This window comes from Mycobacterium scrofulaceum, assembly GCF_001667885.1.
Lineage (GTDB): Bacteria > Actinomycetota > Actinomycetes > Mycobacteriales > Mycobacteriaceae > Mycobacterium > Mycobacterium scrofulaceum_C.
The window spans coordinates 1-16,101 of the sequence record NZ_LZJW01000102.1; the positions used below are offsets into that span (position 1 = coordinate 1).

A 16,101-nucleotide genomic window follows, 5' to 3' on the forward strand; every position below is an offset into this window, starting at 1 on the left:
TCGAAGCCCTGATATTGCTTGGTTTGCAGCAGCCGGATCAGGCCGGCGCCCTTCATCAGCTTGACCGTGTCATCGGTGAGCCGGCCGATCCGCTCGGCCTCGGGGGCCTGGTCGCGCAACTGATCCGCCATCGCCACGACCCGGTCGAGTACCCGTTCGCTCATGTTGGTGTCCTTACGTCTGGAGGCTTAGTAATGGTCTACCGCAGTTGGTGCCTCAGCCGAAGCCGTTCCCGATGAGCGGAAGCAAAAGCGCTCAGAATTCACCGTCACCGCAGTGTCCGGTGACCGGGAACCCGCCCCGGCGGTGGAGCTGACAGGACATACCGTCGGTGCCCGTGAATAACGCGGAGTTGGTCGACGTCGTCGTGGTCGGCGCCGGGTTCGCCGGACTCTACGCCCTGCACAAGCTCCGCAGTCAGGGGCTGTCCGTGCGGGTCTTGGAGGCGGCACCGGAGCTGGGCGGCACCTGGTACTACAACCGGTACCCGGGGGCGCGCTGTGACGTCGAAAGCGTCGATTACTGCTATTCGTTCTCCGATGAACTGCAGCAAGAGTGGAACTGGACCGAGAAGTACGCCACCCAGGCGGAGATCCTGGCCTACCTGAACTGGGTGGCCGACAAGCTCGACCTGCGCCGCGACATCACATTCGGCGCCCGTGTCGTCTCGGCGGCGCTCGACGAAACCGCGCTGCGCTGGGTGGTCACCACCGAGGGCGATGACGTGCTGTCCGCCCGGTTCTGCCTGATGGCGACGGGTCCGCTGTCAGCCGCTTTGACGCCGCACTTCCGCGGCCTCGAGTCGTTCGCGGGCGAGATTTACCACACCGCCGCGTGGCCGCAGCATCCCGTCGACTTCGCCGGAAAGCGGGTCGCCGTTATCGGCACCGGTTCGTCTGGCATTCAATCGATTCCGATCATCGCCGAACACGCCACACACCTCTTCGTCTTCCAGCGCACGCCCAACTACAGTGTCCCGGCCGGCAACAAGCCGTTGACCGAACGGGAACTCGACGACATCAAGGCGAACTACGCGGAACGGCGGCGGCTCTCGTGGCGCAGCGGTGGCGGGTCACCACATATCACGGCGCCGAAGCCGACGATGGAATTCACGCCGGAGGAGCGTCGGGCCGCGTTCGATAAGCGTTGGCAGCTGGGCGGTGTGCTGTTCTCGAAGACCTTCCCCGACCAGCTGACCGACTTGACCGCCAACGACGAGGCGCGAAAGTTCTACGAGGAGAAGGTGCGCGCGGTGATCGACAACCCTACGCTGGCGGACCTGCTCATCCCGAACGATCACCCGATCGGCACGAAACGGATCTGCACCGACAGCAACTACTTCAGCACCTTCAACCGGCCCAACGTGTCGCTCGTCAGCGTGCGCGACACCCCGATCGAAGCCGTGGACACCACGGGGATCAGAACCGCCGACGCGCACTACGACGTCGACATGATCGTGCTGGCAACGGGTTTCGACGCCCTCACCGGTGCGCTGGCCAAGATCGACATCATCGGACGCGGCGGTCGTCGGCTGCGGGACGACTGGGCACAGGGGCCGCGCACCTATCTGGGTCTGGGCGTCGACGGATTTCCGAACCTGTTCCTGATCTCCGGTCCCGGGGCGCCCGCCGTGCTGGCGAACATGGTGCTGCACGCCGAGGCGCAGGTGAATTGGATCGCCGCAACCATTGCCTACCTCGAGGGCCACGGGTTGGCCGCGATCGAGGCGACCCGCGACGCCGTGGACGGCTGGGGGGCCGAGTGTGCCCGCCTCGCCGACGCCACGCTGTTCACCAAGGCGGAGTCCTGGTACATGGGCGCCAACGTCCCCGGAAAGCCAAGGGGATTCATGTTGTTCGTCGGCGGCTTCGCGGCATACAACGACATCTGTGACGAGGTGGCCAGGGCCGGTTACCCGGGCTTCGATCTGGTTGAGATGCCGCGATGAACAGACTGCTCGGCAAGGTGGTGCTGGTCACCGGCGCGGCGAGGGGCACGGGACGGGTGCATTGTCAGCGCTTCGCCGACGAGGGCGCAGATGTGATCGCGCTCGACGCTTCAGCGGCGAGCGACGAATTGCCCGACACCGCAAGGGATGTCGAAAGCCGCGGTCGACGCTGCGCGACGGGTGTTGCCGACGTGAGTCACTGGGAGGCGGTGACGGGCGCCGTGGCCGACGGCGTCGCGACACTGGGACGCCTCGACATCGTCGTCGCGAATGCCGGAATCCACTTGGCCGGCGGCCGGACGTGGGAACTCGATTCCCAGGACTGGCAGCGCACGCTCGACATCAACCTGACCGGCGTATGGCACACGGTCAAGGCGGCCGTACCGCACATGGGCGAGGGGGGCGCCATCGTGATCATCAGTTCGACCAACGGTCTTCGCGGGACGCCGAATTCCGCGGCGTATACCGCGAGCAAGCACGCGGTGGTGGGGCTGGCGCGCACCCTGGCGAACGAGCTCGGGCCGTCGAGCATCCGGGTCAACACCGTTCATCCCGGGCCGGTCGCGACCCCGATGATCCTCAACGACGGAACGATTCGACGCTTACGCCCGGATCTGGAGAACCCGACCGCCGCGGATGCCGCGGAAGTGCTGCGGGCGCGCAACCTGCTGCCGGTGCCGTGGGTGGAGCCCGTCGACGTCGCCAATGTGGCGGTGTTCCTGGCCTCCGAGGAGGCCCGCTACATCACGGGCACGCAGCTCGTCGTCGACGCCGGGCTGACGCAGAAGGCGACATGAGCGGCGCACCGGCGTATGAAGCGCTCACCCAGTCCGTTCGCCGGCTGATCGACGCGACCATCCGCACCGAGGCCGGCGCCGGTGCCGTTGCGGCGGCGAAGGCGCACATCGATTGCGCGATAGAGCAATTGAGCGAAAGCCTGATGCCGGGTTCGTTCGGTGTTCGCCATTCGTTCGACGGCCAACCCGTGGCTTCCGGCAACGTCATGATCGGCGTACGCAACCCGGTCGCGCCTCCGCTGGTGATTCACCGCGACGCGGGTGGTGCCGTGTGGACCGAGATCACGCTCGGCGCCGCCTACGAAGGGCCTCCGGGACATGTCCATGGCGGAGTGTGCGCGTTGGTGCTCGACCACGTCCTGGGCGCGACGGCGCACGAACCCGGTCGACCGGCCTACACCGGCACGCTCACGCTGCGCTATGTCCGGGGGACCCCGTTAGGTCTGGTGCGGGCCGAAGCGTGGGTCGAGCGCGTCGAGGGCGTGAAGACCTTCGCCAAGGGGCAGATCACCGATAGCCAAGGACTCACGGTCGGTGCGGAAGGCGTGTTCATCAAGCCGCGCGCTGCCCGCGACTGATGGCCTCACGGGTGATCGGTGACGGCCTCCGCAGAAATCCGATGCTGGTGTCGGTCCACCAACTTCAGCGCGCGGGCGGCCTTGGCGGGAGCCGCCAGGACCGCGGTGTGCGGCGCCCGGGATGCGTTGTGCGGCTGGGCTGGTGGGGCGGACTGGGCGGGCTCGTCGAGTTCGGAATCATCGGCGAGTGGTGGCTCCTCGGTCGGGCGGGCCGGCCGCAACCGGTTCGCGGCGGCGACGGCGAGGACGGCGGCGGTGGCGGTGCCCAGCCCCTGCGCCCAGCCCAGGGGTCCGACCGGCGTGCAGCCCAGGAGTTGGCTGATCCCCGGGGTGCTGATCATTGCGGTGAATGCGGCGAAGGACCCGGCGGCGGTGAGCAGCACGAGGGGGGCGTGGGAGTCAACCACGGTCTGGCCCAGCTCGACCGCGACCAACGAGATCAGCGCGACGGTGGAGGCCCGCGCCGGTAGCCCGGTGACCGAGGCCATCGCCCAGGCGGTCGTGGCGGCGGTGGCGGTGAGCGCTCCGCGCGCGGCCACGGCCCGGCGTAGCGCGCGTTCGTCGATGCCGCGCCCGACGCGTTGCACCGGCCCCGCCGGGGCGCTGACGGCGACCGCGGTCGCGGGCAACGCGTCGGTGAGCATGTTGATCAGCAGCAACTGCCGGGTGTTCAGCGGTGAGGTCCCGGTGAGCGCGGTGCCGATGACCGAGAAAATCACCTCGCCGGCGTTGCCGCCGAGCAGGCCCGCGACGGCTCCCTGGACGCCGCGCCACAGTCGGCGGCCCTCGTCGATGGCGGCCACCAGTGTCTCGATGCGTCCGTCGGTCAGGACCAGGTCGGCGGTCGTGTGGGCGGAGTCGCTGCCGCGGGCGACCACACCGACGCCGACGCTTGCCGCCCGTATCGCGGCGGCGTCGTTGGCGCCGTCGCCGACCATGGCGCACACCCGCCCGGCGCGCTCGAGCGTCTGGACGACCTGCACCTTGTTCTCCGGTGACATCCGGGCGAAGATCAACCGCTCGGAGACCGCCCGCTGTTGATCGGCCCGTGACAGCGCGTTCCATTCCGACCCGGTGATGACCTCGTCGGCGCTCACCGACACCCCCAGTTCGCGGGCGATCGCGGTCGCGGTGACGGGGTGGTCGCCGGTGATCAGCCGGATGGCCACGCCCCGCTGGGCGAGGCCCGCCAGCAACTGCGGCGCCTGAGGGCGTGGGGTGTCGGACAGGCCCAGGAATCCGGTGAGCGTGAGTCCCGTCTCGCACAGTCCGGTGATGCTGTCGGGGTCCTTTCGCACCGCTCGTGCCTGTGCCGCGCTCAGGCGGCGCTGGGCCACCGCGATGGTCCGCAGCCCCGCCGTCGTCAGGGCCGCGACGGCGTCGTCCACTTCCGGGCCCGCCTCCCGGCACGCGGCCAGGACCACTTCCGGTGCGCCCTTGACGGACAACTGCGTGCCCGTCACCGAGGCAGAGAACGCCCTGCCGGACCGGAACGGCAGGTGCGCGTCGGGCACGGGTCGTGGGCCGGATCCCGCCACCGCGTCCGCCGCCTTGACGATGGCTTCGTCGGTGGCGTGGACGTGCGGATTGCCGTCGTCGGCCGGCGCGGCCTGGGCGGCGCACCGCAGGACGTCGTCGCGGGAATGCCCCTCCGCCGGGCGCACCTCGGCGACGCGGAGACGGTTCTCGCTCAGCGTTCCGGTCTTGTCGAAGCAGACCACCTCGACGCGGCCCAGCGCCTCCGCCGCGCGCGGCACGCGCACCAGCGCCCCGCATTCGCCCAGCCGCTGGGCCGACGCGGATTGGGCGAGCGTGGCCATCAGGGGCATGCCCTCCGGAATGGCTGCCACGGCGACGGCGATGGCGCTGCCGAGGGCTTGGCGCAGGCCGCCGGCGCGGAGCAGGCCGAGCGCGCCGACCGCGACGCCGCCGCCCGCGCTGAACGGGAACGCGCGGCTCATCAGCTGGCTGAGTTGATGGTGCAGGCCGACGGTCGGCAGCTCGCCGGACGCCAGTTCGGCCGCGCGTCGGCCCTGGGTATCGGCCCCGACGGCGGTGACCAGCGCGACCGCGGTGCCGGCCACCACGGTGGTGCCGGCATAGATCATGCAGCGGCGCTCGGCCAGTTCGGCCCCGGGCGTGGCCTCGACCTGCTTCTGGACCGACAGGGATTCACCGGTCAGCGACGATTCGTCGACCTCGAGGTCGTGTGACTCGATCACCCGAGCGTCGGCGGGCACCACCTCGTCACTGCGTACTTCGATCAGGTCGCCGGGCCGCAGCTGCTCGATGACGACTTCTCGGTAGCCGCGCGCGCCGTCGGGCCCCTCGGTGAGGACGCGGGCCGGCGGGGTCTGCTGAGCGAGCAGGCGGTTCAGCCGATTCTCGGCGCGAAGCTGTTGGGCCGTCGACAGCAGCGCGTTCCCGGTCAGCACGGTGCCGACCAGTACCGCGTCGGTCGGTGACCCCAGCACCGCGGTGGCCGCCGAGCACAACCCGAGGATCGGCGTCAACGGGTCACCGGTCAGCTCGGCGACGGCGGCCCTGGCGAACTCCCACGCCGCGGCGGGGAACCGGGTGGTGTCTTGCTCGGAATCCGTTGCGGCGGAGGGCTCGTCGGGGCCACGCAGCGCGGCCAGCACTTCACCGACCCGCTCTGCCGACATCGCGTGCCACTCGAACGCCGGGGCCGGCCGGGGGACGGGTGTGCGAATCGTGCCCAGCGCCAACAGGTATCCCGACAGCAGCCCCGCGACGGCACCGATGGTCACCGGGCCGGGCCCGCGCAGCCTGCGCACCCCGGGCACCATGAACAACGCGCCCAGCGTCGATGCGCCCACCGAGATGGCGATGCCCTGCTGGCTCGCCCTCCTGGCCGCCGGTAACGCGTGCAGCACGCGCCACGCCCCGCCCAGGTCGTCGAGCATCAGGTCGGCGGTCCAGGGCGGCGGAGCGTCGGCGTCCGGCCTGATGCCCAGCGCCACGTCGGCCCCGGAAAGGGCCTGCGCGCCAAGGGATGAAAGCACCGCGACGGTGTGCCCATCCCGTTGCAGCGTGGACACCGCATCGGCGAGCGCGCCGTCGACGTCGCCGCCACCGACCGGGTGGACGTCGTCGAACGCGGGGCGCAGGTCACCGAGCAGGTCGGTGTCAACGGACACCAGGCGCACGCCCGAGTCGCGCGCGCGGGCGATCAGCGCCGACGCGAGAGGGTGTGGGGCCGGGGCGATGAGCGCCTCGACCGCATCGCCGCCATCAGCGTTCTCCTGGGATGCGGGGGAAATCGAGTGCCAGCCGGGGGGCGGGCTTTCGTCGAGCAGCTCCTGTGCGCGGGCCCAGGCCGCAAGCGCGTCGTCGTCGCGGGCGCCGCGGACGCTGACCACCCGCATCTGAGCGCCACACAGCACGCGCGGATCGATCAGCAGGGCATCGACCTTGTGGAGTCGGCGCAGACTTTCCGGCCGCAGCACCAGCACCGCGTGGCGGTCTGCCAGGCCGCGGCCGAGCGTGGCCGCGAACGCCTCGTGCGTCGTGCGCATCGCCTTCGGCGAGGCCGCCAGCGCCGCGTTCGACGCCATGGTGACGTTGCGGGTGAGCGCCCCGGTCAGGCCGACGCCGATCATCTGCACCCACGCCACGCGGTTCCCATGGCGTTCGATCGGGCCGGCCGGTGGGGGAACCGGGCGCGGGGAACCGTGCGCCTCCGACGAGTCGGCATGCCGGGCCAATTCCGGCTCATATCGGGCCCACGCCCGTGCCGCGGCCCGGGTTTCGGCGGCCTTGAAAGCGTGCATCGCCACATCGACCGAGAGCTTCGCCGGCGACAGCGTGACGACATGCGCGACGGTGCCGAACATCGATAACGCGGTATCCGTTGCGCCGGGGCCCATTCCGCCCTCGAGCAGGCGACGCAGCCACGGTTGATGATTCGCGATCGCGGACGCCGCCTCGACGGCGATCGGGGCCGCCGGCAACCGCAACGCGCGCCCCGCAACCGCGACCGCGAACCCGGCGGCGTTGACGGCCACCATCGCGCCGCGGGTGGCCAACAACAGGCCGTCACCGGGGAGGCTGCCGCCCCGCGTGGAATCGGCTGCGCCGTAAGTCTTTTCAGCCTCGTCGAGCGCGGAGCAGAGGGCATTGAGGGACGCCTCACCGTCGTCGACCTCGACAACTACGCGCGACAGCGGACGGTTCAGGCTGACCTTCGTGACGCCGGGTTGCGCCCGCAGCGCCTCGACGGCGGCGCGGCCGCGTTCCGCCCCGTCCGTGCCGTCGAGGCCGCGCACCTCGATCCACAGGCGGCCGTCGCCGCGCCCGCATCGCCGGGTCAGGGTGGAGCGGGACACCTCACCGGAGAGCACGTGCGCGCCCACCCGGACCGGCAGCGCGACAACGTCGAGACCGGCGGCGGCCAACCGGCCGACGGCGTCGCCGAGTCCCGCGGCGGCGCCGAGCCCCGTAGACATCACCGTCATCACCCGCAGTGCCGAAAGCTGTCGCACGCGCAACCCCTTTCACGCACATGACGAATGGTGGCTTCGCGGTTTTGCCGCGAGGAAGGCCGCCGACCGACGCTGGCCGCGACCGCAAACCTGACCAACCTAACCCGAGGTCAAGGGCCCAGCAACTTGAGAACGGCGCACGTAAAGAACATGTAAAAAGTGATCGCAGCTGTTAGGAGGCCTCGATCAAAATCTTCGGGTCGGCTGATTCATGGATTTAGCAAACCCAAATGGGCCGTTCTGGTTACGGGCCGCCCGGGTCGAACCCGGTCAGCCCTTGAGGCGCAGCCCGGCCGTCCTACCGTGTGGGGATCGATAGTGGTCCGCTGCCGCGATCCCGACGATGAGGAGCAACCATGAGCGACATCGACGAACTGTCCGCGCGGTTGCGCCGACTCGAGGACGAGCGCGACATCACCCGGCTGATTGCCTCGTACGGTCCGGCCGTGGACGCCGGGGATGCCGAGGCCACCGCGGGGCTCTGGGCGAGCGACGGCAGCTACGACGTCGACGGCTGGCGCATGGAGGGCCGGGCCGCCGTGCACGCCATGGTCGAGTCATCGGCCCACCAGAAACTGGTGGCCAAGGGGTGCTGTCACTTCCTGGGGCCGTGCGTGGTCACCGTCGCCGGCGATGCGGCGGTGGCGGTCTGTGAGTCGCTGGTGTTGATCCGCGATGGCGACGGTTATCGCGTATGGCGTTGCACGGCAAACCATTTCGTGCTGCAGCGGGTCGAGGGGCAATGGCGGATCGGTGCGCGCGCGAGCCGGATTCTGGACGGTAATCCCGCCGCACACGCGCTGCTCACCGCGGGCCTGACGGGGCTGGCCGAGCCGTGATCGCCGCTAGATCCATGACGGCGACCCGCATCGCCCGGCTCCGCCGCGCTCGCGATCGCCGCTAGATCCATGACGGCGACCCGCAGCGCCCGGCTCCGCCGCGCTCGCGATCGCCGCTAGCCGCGGGACAGAAACGCCAGCACCGTGCTCTCGAACGCCTCCTTGGCCTCGATCATCGCCCAGTGCCCCGAGTTGGGGAAGATGTGCAGCTCCGCATTGGGGATGGTGCGCATCGGGATGAGCGCCATGTCCGGCGGGCTCACCCGGTCGTCGCGTCCCCAGGTCAGCAGGGTGGGTGCGGCCAGCTTGTGCATGACGGCCCACGGCATCGGCCGGTCGGAGGCGGCCATCGCGGCGTTCATCGCGCCGAAGGCCGCTTTCCCGTACATGCGGCGCGCGGCGGCCAGCGTATCGGGGTCGGTGGCCAGCTCCCAGCGCTCCTCGACCAGCTCCTCGGTGATCAGCGCCTGGTCGTAGACCATCGACTTCAGCCAGTCGACCAGCCGCTGCCGGGTGGGATCCTCAACGAACTCCTGCAGCAGCCGAATGCCCTCGCTGGGGCTCGGGCTGAAGATGTTGGTTCCGATGCCGCCGATGGTGACCAACCGGTCGACGCGGTCGGGGTTGTGGGTGGCGAAGTTGATGCCGACGCCGCCGCCCATCGAGTTCCCGACGATGTGCACCCGCTGCACGCCCAGCGCGTCCAGGAAGGGCGGCACGGTGCCGAACGCGGTCACCATCGGGTGACCGCCGAAATCGTCGCTGACGCCGAACCCGGGGAACTCCAGGATCAGGCAGCGGAACCGCCCGGTGAACGTGGGCAGTATGCCGCGGAAGTTGCGCCAGCCGGTGACACCCGGTCCGGAGCCGTGCAGGAACAGCAACACCGGAGCGGATTCCGGGCCGCAGTCGTAGTAGCGCAAAGCGCCCTTCGGAGTGCTGATTTCGCGCAGCTCGGGCTGCGCAACGGTGTCTGCCACGGGTGTCACCTTGCCACGCCGCGGCGGTCAGCTCTGCTGGTGGCTCGATTCGCTGCAATTCAGCAGCTCTTTGAGCGCCGCGGGGAAGGTGTCGGCGAGGTCCCAGAGGTCGGCAACCAGGTCGGGGCAGGAGATGAGGCCGATGCCCAGGCGGCCGTTGAGCGACATGACCGTGATGTTGAGCGCGGCGCCGGCGATGATCGGGCCGAGCGGATACATGGCGTCGACCCGGCAGCCCATGAAGTAGAGCTGTTCCTGCGGTCCGGGCACGTTGGACAGCACCAGGTTGTGCGGCGGTTTATCGGGCAGCGGTATCCGGGGCAGCAGCTTCATCGCCGTGCCGAACATGGTCTGCCCGGCCACTTGTGTCCAGTCCTGCAGCAGGCTGGACCCCATCGCGGCGGCGTGGTCCTTGGCCGCGGCGTTGCCCTGCGCGATGCGACTCAGCCGTTCGGCCGGATCCTCGATGTGGGTCTCCAGCCGGCACAGCATCCACGTGGTTTGGTTGCGGCCCGGCCGGTCGGATTTGCCCCGCACCGAGACCGGCACGCTGGCCACCAACGGGCTGTCCGACAGTTCGCCGCGGTCCACCAGGAACTGCCGCAACGCGCCCGCGCACAGAGCGGTCACCACGTCGTTGACGGTGACGCCGAACCTGTTCTTGACCGTCTTGACGTCGTCGAGATCAAGGGTGGCCAAGGCGACGTTGCGGCGCCGCGTGAAGGGGCCGTTGAACGACGTCGGCGGCGCCGCGAACGGGGCGGCCATGGTCTGCCCGCCGCCGCGGGCCCGCAGCAGCGTTTGCGCCAGCGTCAGCGCGGTTGCCGGCACCACCTTGGCCAGGCGCCACGGCCGCAGCCCGGCGCCGATGAGTCCGGACGCGGCGATCTGAAGGGGATTCGCCCCGCCGGAACGGGCCGCGGGCTTCGGGGCTGGGGCGTCCGGCGCGGTGCTGCACAACTGGGCCAGCAGATTGGCCCCGCCGATCCCGTCGACCACCGCGTGGTGGGCCTTGAGGACGACGGCGAGCCCATCGCCGCCGTGCAGCCCCTCGATGACCCACATCTCCCACAGCGGGCGATCGCGGTCCAGCGCCAGCCCGGCGACGTGCCCGCAGATCTCCGCTAACTCCCTCGACCCTCCCGGCGCCGGGAGGGCGACCCGGTGCAGGTGGCGTGCGAGGTCGAAACGATCGTCGTCGACCCAGACCGGATGATCGAAGTTCAGCTGGTTGTCCGCCAGCTTGAGACGGAATTCGGGCACCGCGTCCACCCGCGCCGCCAGCGCCTCCCGAAACTGTCCGAACGTGTAGCCGCCCGGCACGTGAGCCGGGTCCAGCTCCAGGATGCAGCAAACATTCAGCGGCTGCGTCGGTGATTCGAGGTAGAGGAAGAACGCGTCTAACCCACTGAGTCGTTGCATATCCGCTCGTCCCGTTTGTGTGCTCTGACCGCTGGTCACATGACCTCTGGTCAGCGCCGGGCCCCACCGGCGAACGCAATAAGGGTCGACCGCAATCTCTAGGTGTGATTTCTATCTGTAGCCGTTTCGCCGTCTCAGGCAAACATGTGAGCGAGACATTTAACGAAATCGCCACCGGTGTTCATCGGCGCGCAGGACTCAGCCCCGCGCCGGCCGCCTCGCCATGGCGGAGTCGGAGGCGGCCCAGTCGGTGGACACCTTGCGATGGCTGATCAGCCAGGTGTCACCGTCGGGCACCAACGTGTCCCGGTACCGGCCGAAATGGTCGAGTCCGGCGTGGGTGAGGACGGTGAAGTACGACGACACGTGCGCCGACTCGCGCGTCAGCCCGGTGAACAACACGTTGGTGAGGTTGTGTCGCACGATCGGTTTGACGTCGGCGGCGCGGTCGACGTTGACGCCGGCGAGGAACGACGCGATCGTCGATCGCCCGCGCAGCGGCTCGAGGCCGCGAATCTCCAGGACGCCGTCGGCGCAGAACGTCCCGGCCAGGCCGTCCAGGTCGCCGGCGTCGCCCGCCCAGTTGTATCGCGCCAGAGTGTCGCGGATGCGCTCACGCGCAACCAGTTCCCAGATCTCCACCGTCGTGACTCCTCGGGCGCAGCCTAATACCCGACGCGCCGGCGCTACTTCACGATGTGGGGCCGGAACCCGTGGCGGTTGGCCGGCGTCACCCCGTTCAGGTCGAAGATCGCGATCAGGGCGCGCAGCAGCGCGGGGGACCAGTCCTCGAACGGTTGCGCGTCCAGCCGGTCGAGGACTTCGCCACGGAGATACTCGATGCCCGAAGGATGTCGAGGGTCACTCATCGCACATCCCTACGGCGCACGGGACCCGGTTCGGTGCTCAACGAGCCAGCTCCCTTCACGACGAGTTGCTGGCGTCGACGCTAGGACCGCCGCCTCGCGGTTGTACAGCCAACTGGCCAAACTCAAATGTGTCTGAAAGATCGGTCGCCCAGCGCAACGCCGCCGCCGGCGCCCCCTATTCCGCATGCGGGGAATGAATCCCGCCGCGGGGCCGTAGAACAACGCATGGAACTCAATGACGCGGCCCGCGAACTGATCGGCAAGGGCGCCGACGCCACGCTGGTGACCCTGAACCCCGACGGCAGCCCGCAAGTCAGCCTGGTGTGGGTCGCTTTGGAGTCGACGCCCGACGGAGACGAACTCGTCAGTGCGCATCTCGCCGAGCACAAGAAGGTTCGCAACGTGCGCAACGACCCTCGGGTCGCCGTCACGATCGCGTCGCCCGGCGGGGCGCACACCGGGATGCGGCCCTACCTCTGGATCACCGGGACGGCGCGGGTCGTCGAAGGCGGGGCGCCCGAGCTTCTCGCCCAACTCAACCCCGTTCTGGGCGACCCGAACACGAAGTTCCCGCCGGACGGCGCACCGCCGGGGTTCCTGACCCGCATTCGCATCGACAAGATCGGCGGCATCGGCCCCTGGGCGTCCTGACGCCCGAATTTGGCACTTCCGCGACGGTCGGTAGCGGAATACAGTGGGTGGGTGAAGACCGGCGAAGACGGCAGGCATCTGCGCACCTGCCCCCTGTGTGAAGCCATGTGCGGCTTGGAGATTCACGTCGACGGCGGCAGGGTCACCAGCATCCGGGGGAACCGCGACGACGTGTGGAGCCGCGGGCACATCTGCCCGAAGGGCGTCTCACTCGCGGCGCTGCACGACGACCCGGATCGCATCCGCCAACCGATGATCAAGGTCGACGGGGAATGGCGCGAGGTCACCTGGGACGCGGCGTTCCGCCGCTGCACCGAGCTGCTGACGCCGGTGATCGAGAAGTACGGGATCGGCGCGGTCACCGCCTACACCGGCAACCCGCTGGCGCACTCGTTCTCCCTGGCCCGCTACGCCGGCGTGCTGATGGGCATGTCGGGGATGCCGGTCACCTATTCGCCGGGCACTGTCGACCAGTGGCCGAAGAACCTGTCGTCGCATTTGATGTACGGCCTCTGGTGGAACTTCCCCGTGCCCGACATCGAACGCACCGACCTGATGGTCATCATGGGCGCCAACCCCGCCGCGTCACAGGGCTCGCTGCTGGCCGCTCCCGACGTGATGGGGCTGATCGAGGCGATCCGCAAACGGGGCAAGGTCATCGTGATCGACCCGGTGCGCACGCAGACCGCGGCCCGCGCCGATGAATGGCTGCCCATCGTGCCCGGAACCGACGCGGCGCTGCTGCTGGCCGTGGCGCACACGCTGTTTGAGGAAGACCTGATCCACCTTGGACCGCACGTCGACGGGGTCGACACGATGCGCCGGGTCGCCGCGGATTGGCCGCCGGAGCGCGTCAGCGCCGTCACCGGCATCGCCGAGGACCGCATCCGGCGGTTGGCGCGTGAGCTCGCCGGCACCGAGAGGTCGGTGGTGTATGGCCGAATTGGGTTGTGCAACCAGGAATTCGGCAGCCTGGCCAGCTGGCTGGTCGACGTCATCAACATTCTGACCGGACATTTCGACGTGCCCGGGGGAGCGATGTTCCCCAAGCCGGCGGCCTGGTCCATCACCACGCAGCCGCTGCCCGGCCTGGAGGGTGGCCTTCCGGAGTTCGGCCGCTGGCATACCCGCGTGCGCGGGGCGAAGGAGGTGCTCGGCCAGGCCCCGGTGTCCTGCATGGCCGAGGAGATCGCCACTCCCGGCGACGGACAACTCAAGGCGCTGATCACGGTCGCGGGCAACCCGGTGTTGTCCACGCCCGGCGGCGACAAGCTCGACGAAGTGCTGCCGATGCTGGAAGCGATGATCTCCGTTGATCTTTGGCTCAACGAGACGACACGGCACGCCGACGTGATCCTGCCCGGTCTGTCCCCGCTCGAGCAGCCGCACCACGACGATCTCATCCTGCTGTTCGCGATCCACAGCATCGCGAATTATTCGCCGCCGGTGTTCGATCCGGGAGACCGCCCGCACGAATGGGAGATCCTGATCAGGCTGACCGGCCTGTGCACCGGCACGCCGGCCGAAGATGTCGACGTCGCCGCGATCGACGATGGGTTCTTCGATTACCTGGCCTTCACGCGGGGCCTCGACGGGGCGGAGATCCGCAAGCTGTACGACCACGGCGGCCCCGAGCGGATGCTGGACCTCACACTGCGAACCGGGCCGTTCGGGGACCAGTACGGCAAGAATCCCGGCGGGCTGACGCTGGATCTGCTCAAGGCCAACCCTAACGGCATCGACTTCGGACCGATGGTGCCGCAACTGCCGGACATCCTGGGCACGCCCGACAAGAAGATCCGGCTGGCGCCGCAATACCTCCTCGATGACCTGCCGCGGCTGGCCGCCAGGATGGAACGACCGGCAGAACCGCTGGTTCTGGTGAGCCGCCGACACCTTCGCTCGAACAACACCTGGCTGCACAACGTGCCCGCGCTGATGAAGGGAAAGGACCGGTGCACGTTGCTGATTCACCCCGACGACGCGGCCAGGTGCGGCGTCGCGGACGATGACGTGGTCACCGTCAAATCGGCGGCCGGCGAAATCAAAGTGCCCGTCGAGGTCACCGAGGCGATCAAACCGGGCGTGGTGTCGATGCCCCACGGCTGGGGACACGGCAAGCCGGGCACCCGCATGGCGGTGGCCAACGGTTCGCCGGGCGCCAACACGAATGTGCTTTCCCCACCGACGTTTATCGACGAGCCGTCCGGCAACGGCGCACTCAATGGCATACCGGTGACGATCATCGACGATCAGGCCCGCTTCCGGCCCGCACAGACACACTGAATCGCGTACGCTTTCAACCCCCTGTCGCTTGGTTAACGGCAAGCGCCGGTCTGTGGTTCATCTCACCCCGGGTGCCTTGCACTGAACCGTCCGGCGGAGCGGTCCGTCGGGATAGGCATGACTGCAACAACGCAACTCACATCCCCCAGCGGGGCCGCTCAGCGTGGACGCGGCGCACCGCACATCGCGGGGGCCGCGGTGGCCTTCACCTCGCACCGCTACAACCAGGACGAAGTCGCCCGGGAGTTAACCGAATTCACCGACCCGCGGTTCCTGCGCTTCGCGCAGACAACGGGCGTCGACCAGCGCAGCCTCGCGCTGCCGCTCTCGCGGTACCCGCAGCTGAGCGGCTTCACCGAAGCCAACGACGCCTACCTCGAAGTCGCCGTCGACCTCGGCGAACGCGCGATAGGTTCGGCATTGGAAGACGCCGGCCTCGAACCGCACGAGGTGGACACCATTGTGGTGGTCTCCAGCACCGGCATCGCGGTGCCCACCATCGATGCCCGGCTGATGACCCGAATCGGCTTGCGGCCCAACGTCAAACGCGTCCCGTTGTTCGGCCTCGGCTGCGTCGCCGGGGCCGCCGGAATGGCGCGCGTGCACGATTACCTGCATGGCTACCCCGGGGACGTGGCGGTCCTCCTGTCGGTCGAGCTGTGTTCCCTCACGCTGCAGCGTGACGACACGTCGATCCCCGCCCTGATCGGGGTGTCGCTGTTCGGCGACGGCGCCGCCGCCGTCGTCGCTGCGGGTGCCGACCGAAACCCGTTGAACGGCAATGCCGGCCCGCGGATTCTCGCCACCCGCAGCCGCGTGGTTCCGGAGACGGTCGACGTCATGGGGTGGAACGTGGGCTCCAGCGGCTTCCAGCTGGTGATGTCGCGCGACGTCCCGAAAATGGCGGAAACCTACCTTCGGGACGAGGTCGACGGCTTCCTCGCCGATCAGGGGTTGTCTCTCGCGGACATCGCGACCTGGATATGTCATCCCGGCGGTCCCAAAGTGCTCGACTCGATCGAGGAAGCGCTGGAGCTCCCGCCGGAGGCCACGGCGCACAGCCGAAAGTCGATGCGGGACAACGGCAACGTCTCCTCGGTGTCGGTGCTCGACGTCTTGCGCCGCACGCTGGCGGAGCCGCAGGCCGCGGGGTCGTTCGGCGTCATGCTGGCGATGGGGCCGGGCTTCAGCTTCGAGCTGCTCCTGCTGCAGTGGTGAAGGCCGAC

At 69.2% G+C, this 16,101-nt stretch carries 12 protein-coding genes and 1 pseudogene; 7 read left to right on the forward strand and 6 right to left on the reverse strand.

Annotated features, from left to right (window positions below; genetic code table 11):
- Positions 1-164: pseudogene (locus A5681_RS27160) on the reverse strand (hydroxylase); the annotation flags it as partial.
- A gap of 167 nt (positions 165-331) precedes the next feature.
- Between A5681_RS27160 and A5681_RS15805 the strand changes: the two are divergent.
- From A5681_RS15805 to A5681_RS15815, 3 genes are read left to right on the forward strand one after another with little or no spacing between them, the layout of a single operon-like run.
- On the forward strand, positions 332-1,948 hold the full coding sequence (locus A5681_RS15805; RefSeq protein ID WP_419866330.1) for a flavin-containing monooxygenase: 1,617 nt from the start codon (positions 332-334) through the stop codon (positions 1,946-1,948).
- A complete protein-coding gene (locus A5681_RS15810; RefSeq protein ID WP_067276539.1) occupies positions 1,945-2,745 on the forward strand; it encodes a mycofactocin-coupled SDR family oxidoreductase in 801 nt (266 codons plus the stop codon). Before A5681_RS15805 ends, A5681_RS15810 begins: the two co-directional genes overlap by 4 nt.
- Positions 2,742-3,323: a PaaI family thioesterase gene (locus A5681_RS15815; RefSeq protein ID WP_067276541.1), complete on the forward strand. Its 582-nt coding sequence runs from the start codon at positions 2,742-2,744 to the stop codon at positions 3,321-3,323. Before A5681_RS15810 ends, A5681_RS15815 begins: the two co-directional genes overlap by 4 nt.
- A gap of 5 nt (positions 3,324-3,328) precedes the next feature.
- Here the strand turns inward: A5681_RS15815 and A5681_RS15820 are convergent, their stop codons facing one another.
- Positions 3,329-7,801, reverse strand: a complete 4,473-nt coding sequence (locus tag A5681_RS15820) for an HAD-IC family P-type ATPase (RefSeq protein ID WP_082968386.1) — start codon at positions 7,799-7,801, stop codon at positions 3,329-3,331.
- Between the two features lie 383 nt (positions 7,802-8,184).
- On the opposite strand from A5681_RS15820, the gene A5681_RS15825 reads away from it, so the two are divergent.
- Positions 8,185-8,667 (forward strand): nuclear transport factor 2 family protein, encoded by a 483-nt coding sequence (locus A5681_RS15825; RefSeq protein ID WP_067276547.1) that lies wholly within the window; start codon positions 8,185-8,187, stop codon positions 8,665-8,667.
- A gap of 116 nt (positions 8,668-8,783) precedes the next feature.
- Here the strand turns inward: A5681_RS15825 and A5681_RS15830 are convergent, their stop codons facing one another.
- The 4 genes from A5681_RS15830 to A5681_RS15845 form a co-directional block, all read right to left on the reverse strand.
- Positions 8,784-9,656: an alpha/beta fold hydrolase gene (locus A5681_RS15830; protein WP_197498618.1), complete on the reverse strand. Its 873-nt coding sequence runs from the start codon at positions 9,654-9,656 to the stop codon at positions 8,784-8,786.
- An 18-nt stretch (positions 9,657-9,674) separates the two neighbouring features.
- Complete coding sequence (locus tag A5681_RS15835; RefSeq protein ID WP_067276550.1) at positions 9,675-11,069, reverse strand: WS/DGAT/MGAT family O-acyltransferase; 1,395 nt, start codon at positions 11,067-11,069, stop codon at positions 9,675-9,677.
- Positions 11,070-11,267: 198 nt separating this feature from the next.
- On the reverse strand, positions 11,268-11,711 hold the full coding sequence (locus tag A5681_RS15840; protein WP_067276552.1) for a nuclear transport factor 2 family protein: 444 nt from the start codon (positions 11,709-11,711) through the stop codon (positions 11,268-11,270).
- 44 nt (positions 11,712-11,755) lie between these two features.
- The gene (locus tag A5681_RS15845; RefSeq protein WP_067276554.1) at positions 11,756-11,938 is read right to left on the reverse strand and encodes a hypothetical protein; all 183 of its coding nucleotides are present in this window, start codon (positions 11,936-11,938) and stop codon (positions 11,756-11,758) included.
- 225 nt (positions 11,939-12,163) lie between these two features.
- Here A5681_RS15845 and A5681_RS15850 point away from each other — a divergent pair, with 225 nt between their 5' ends.
- From A5681_RS15850 to A5681_RS15860, 3 genes are all read left to right on the forward strand, one after another.
- Positions 12,164-12,589 (forward strand): PPOX class F420-dependent oxidoreductase, encoded by a 426-nt coding sequence (locus A5681_RS15850; protein ID WP_067276557.1) that lies wholly within the window; start codon positions 12,164-12,166, stop codon positions 12,587-12,589.
- Positions 12,590-12,640: 51 nt separating this feature from the next.
- On the forward strand, positions 12,641-14,875 hold the full coding sequence (locus tag A5681_RS15855; protein ID WP_067276561.1) for a molybdopterin-dependent oxidoreductase: 2,235 nt from the start codon (positions 12,641-12,643) through the stop codon (positions 14,873-14,875).
- Between the two features lie 117 nt (positions 14,876-14,992).
- Positions 14,993-16,093 (forward strand): type III polyketide synthase, encoded by a 1,101-nt coding sequence (locus A5681_RS15860; protein ID WP_082968379.1) that lies wholly within the window; start codon positions 14,993-14,995, stop codon positions 16,091-16,093.
- Positions 16,094-16,101: the final 8 nt, after the last annotated feature.

Coding starts and splice junctions, on each gene's coding strand:
- A5681_RS15810 (WP_067276539.1), top strand. CDS start 1,945: ATGAACAGACTGCTCGGCAAGGTGGTGCTGGTCACCGGCGCGGCGAGG.
- A5681_RS15815 (WP_067276541.1), top strand. CDS start 2,742: ATGAGCGGCGCACCGGCGTATGAAGCGCTCACCCAGTCCGTTCGCCGG.
- A5681_RS15820 (WP_082968386.1), bottom strand. CDS start 7,801: ATGACGGTGATGTCTACGGGGCTCGGCGCCGCCGCGGGACTCGGCGAC.
- A5681_RS15825 (WP_067276547.1), top strand. CDS start 8,185: ATGAGCGACATCGACGAACTGTCCGCGCGGTTGCGCCGACTCGAGGAC.
- A5681_RS15835 (WP_067276550.1), bottom strand. CDS start 11,069: ATGCAACGACTCAGTGGGTTAGACGCGTTCTTCCTCTACCTCGAATCA.
- A5681_RS15845 (WP_067276554.1), bottom strand. CDS start 11,938: ATGAGTGACCCTCGACATCCTTCGGGCATCGAGTATCTCCGTGGCGAA.
- A5681_RS15850 (WP_067276557.1), top strand. CDS start 12,164: ATGGAACTCAATGACGCGGCCCGCGAACTGATCGGCAAGGGCGCCGAC.
- A5681_RS15860 (WP_082968379.1), top strand. CDS start 14,993: ATGACTGCAACAACGCAACTCACATCCCCCAGCGGGGCCGCTCAGCGT.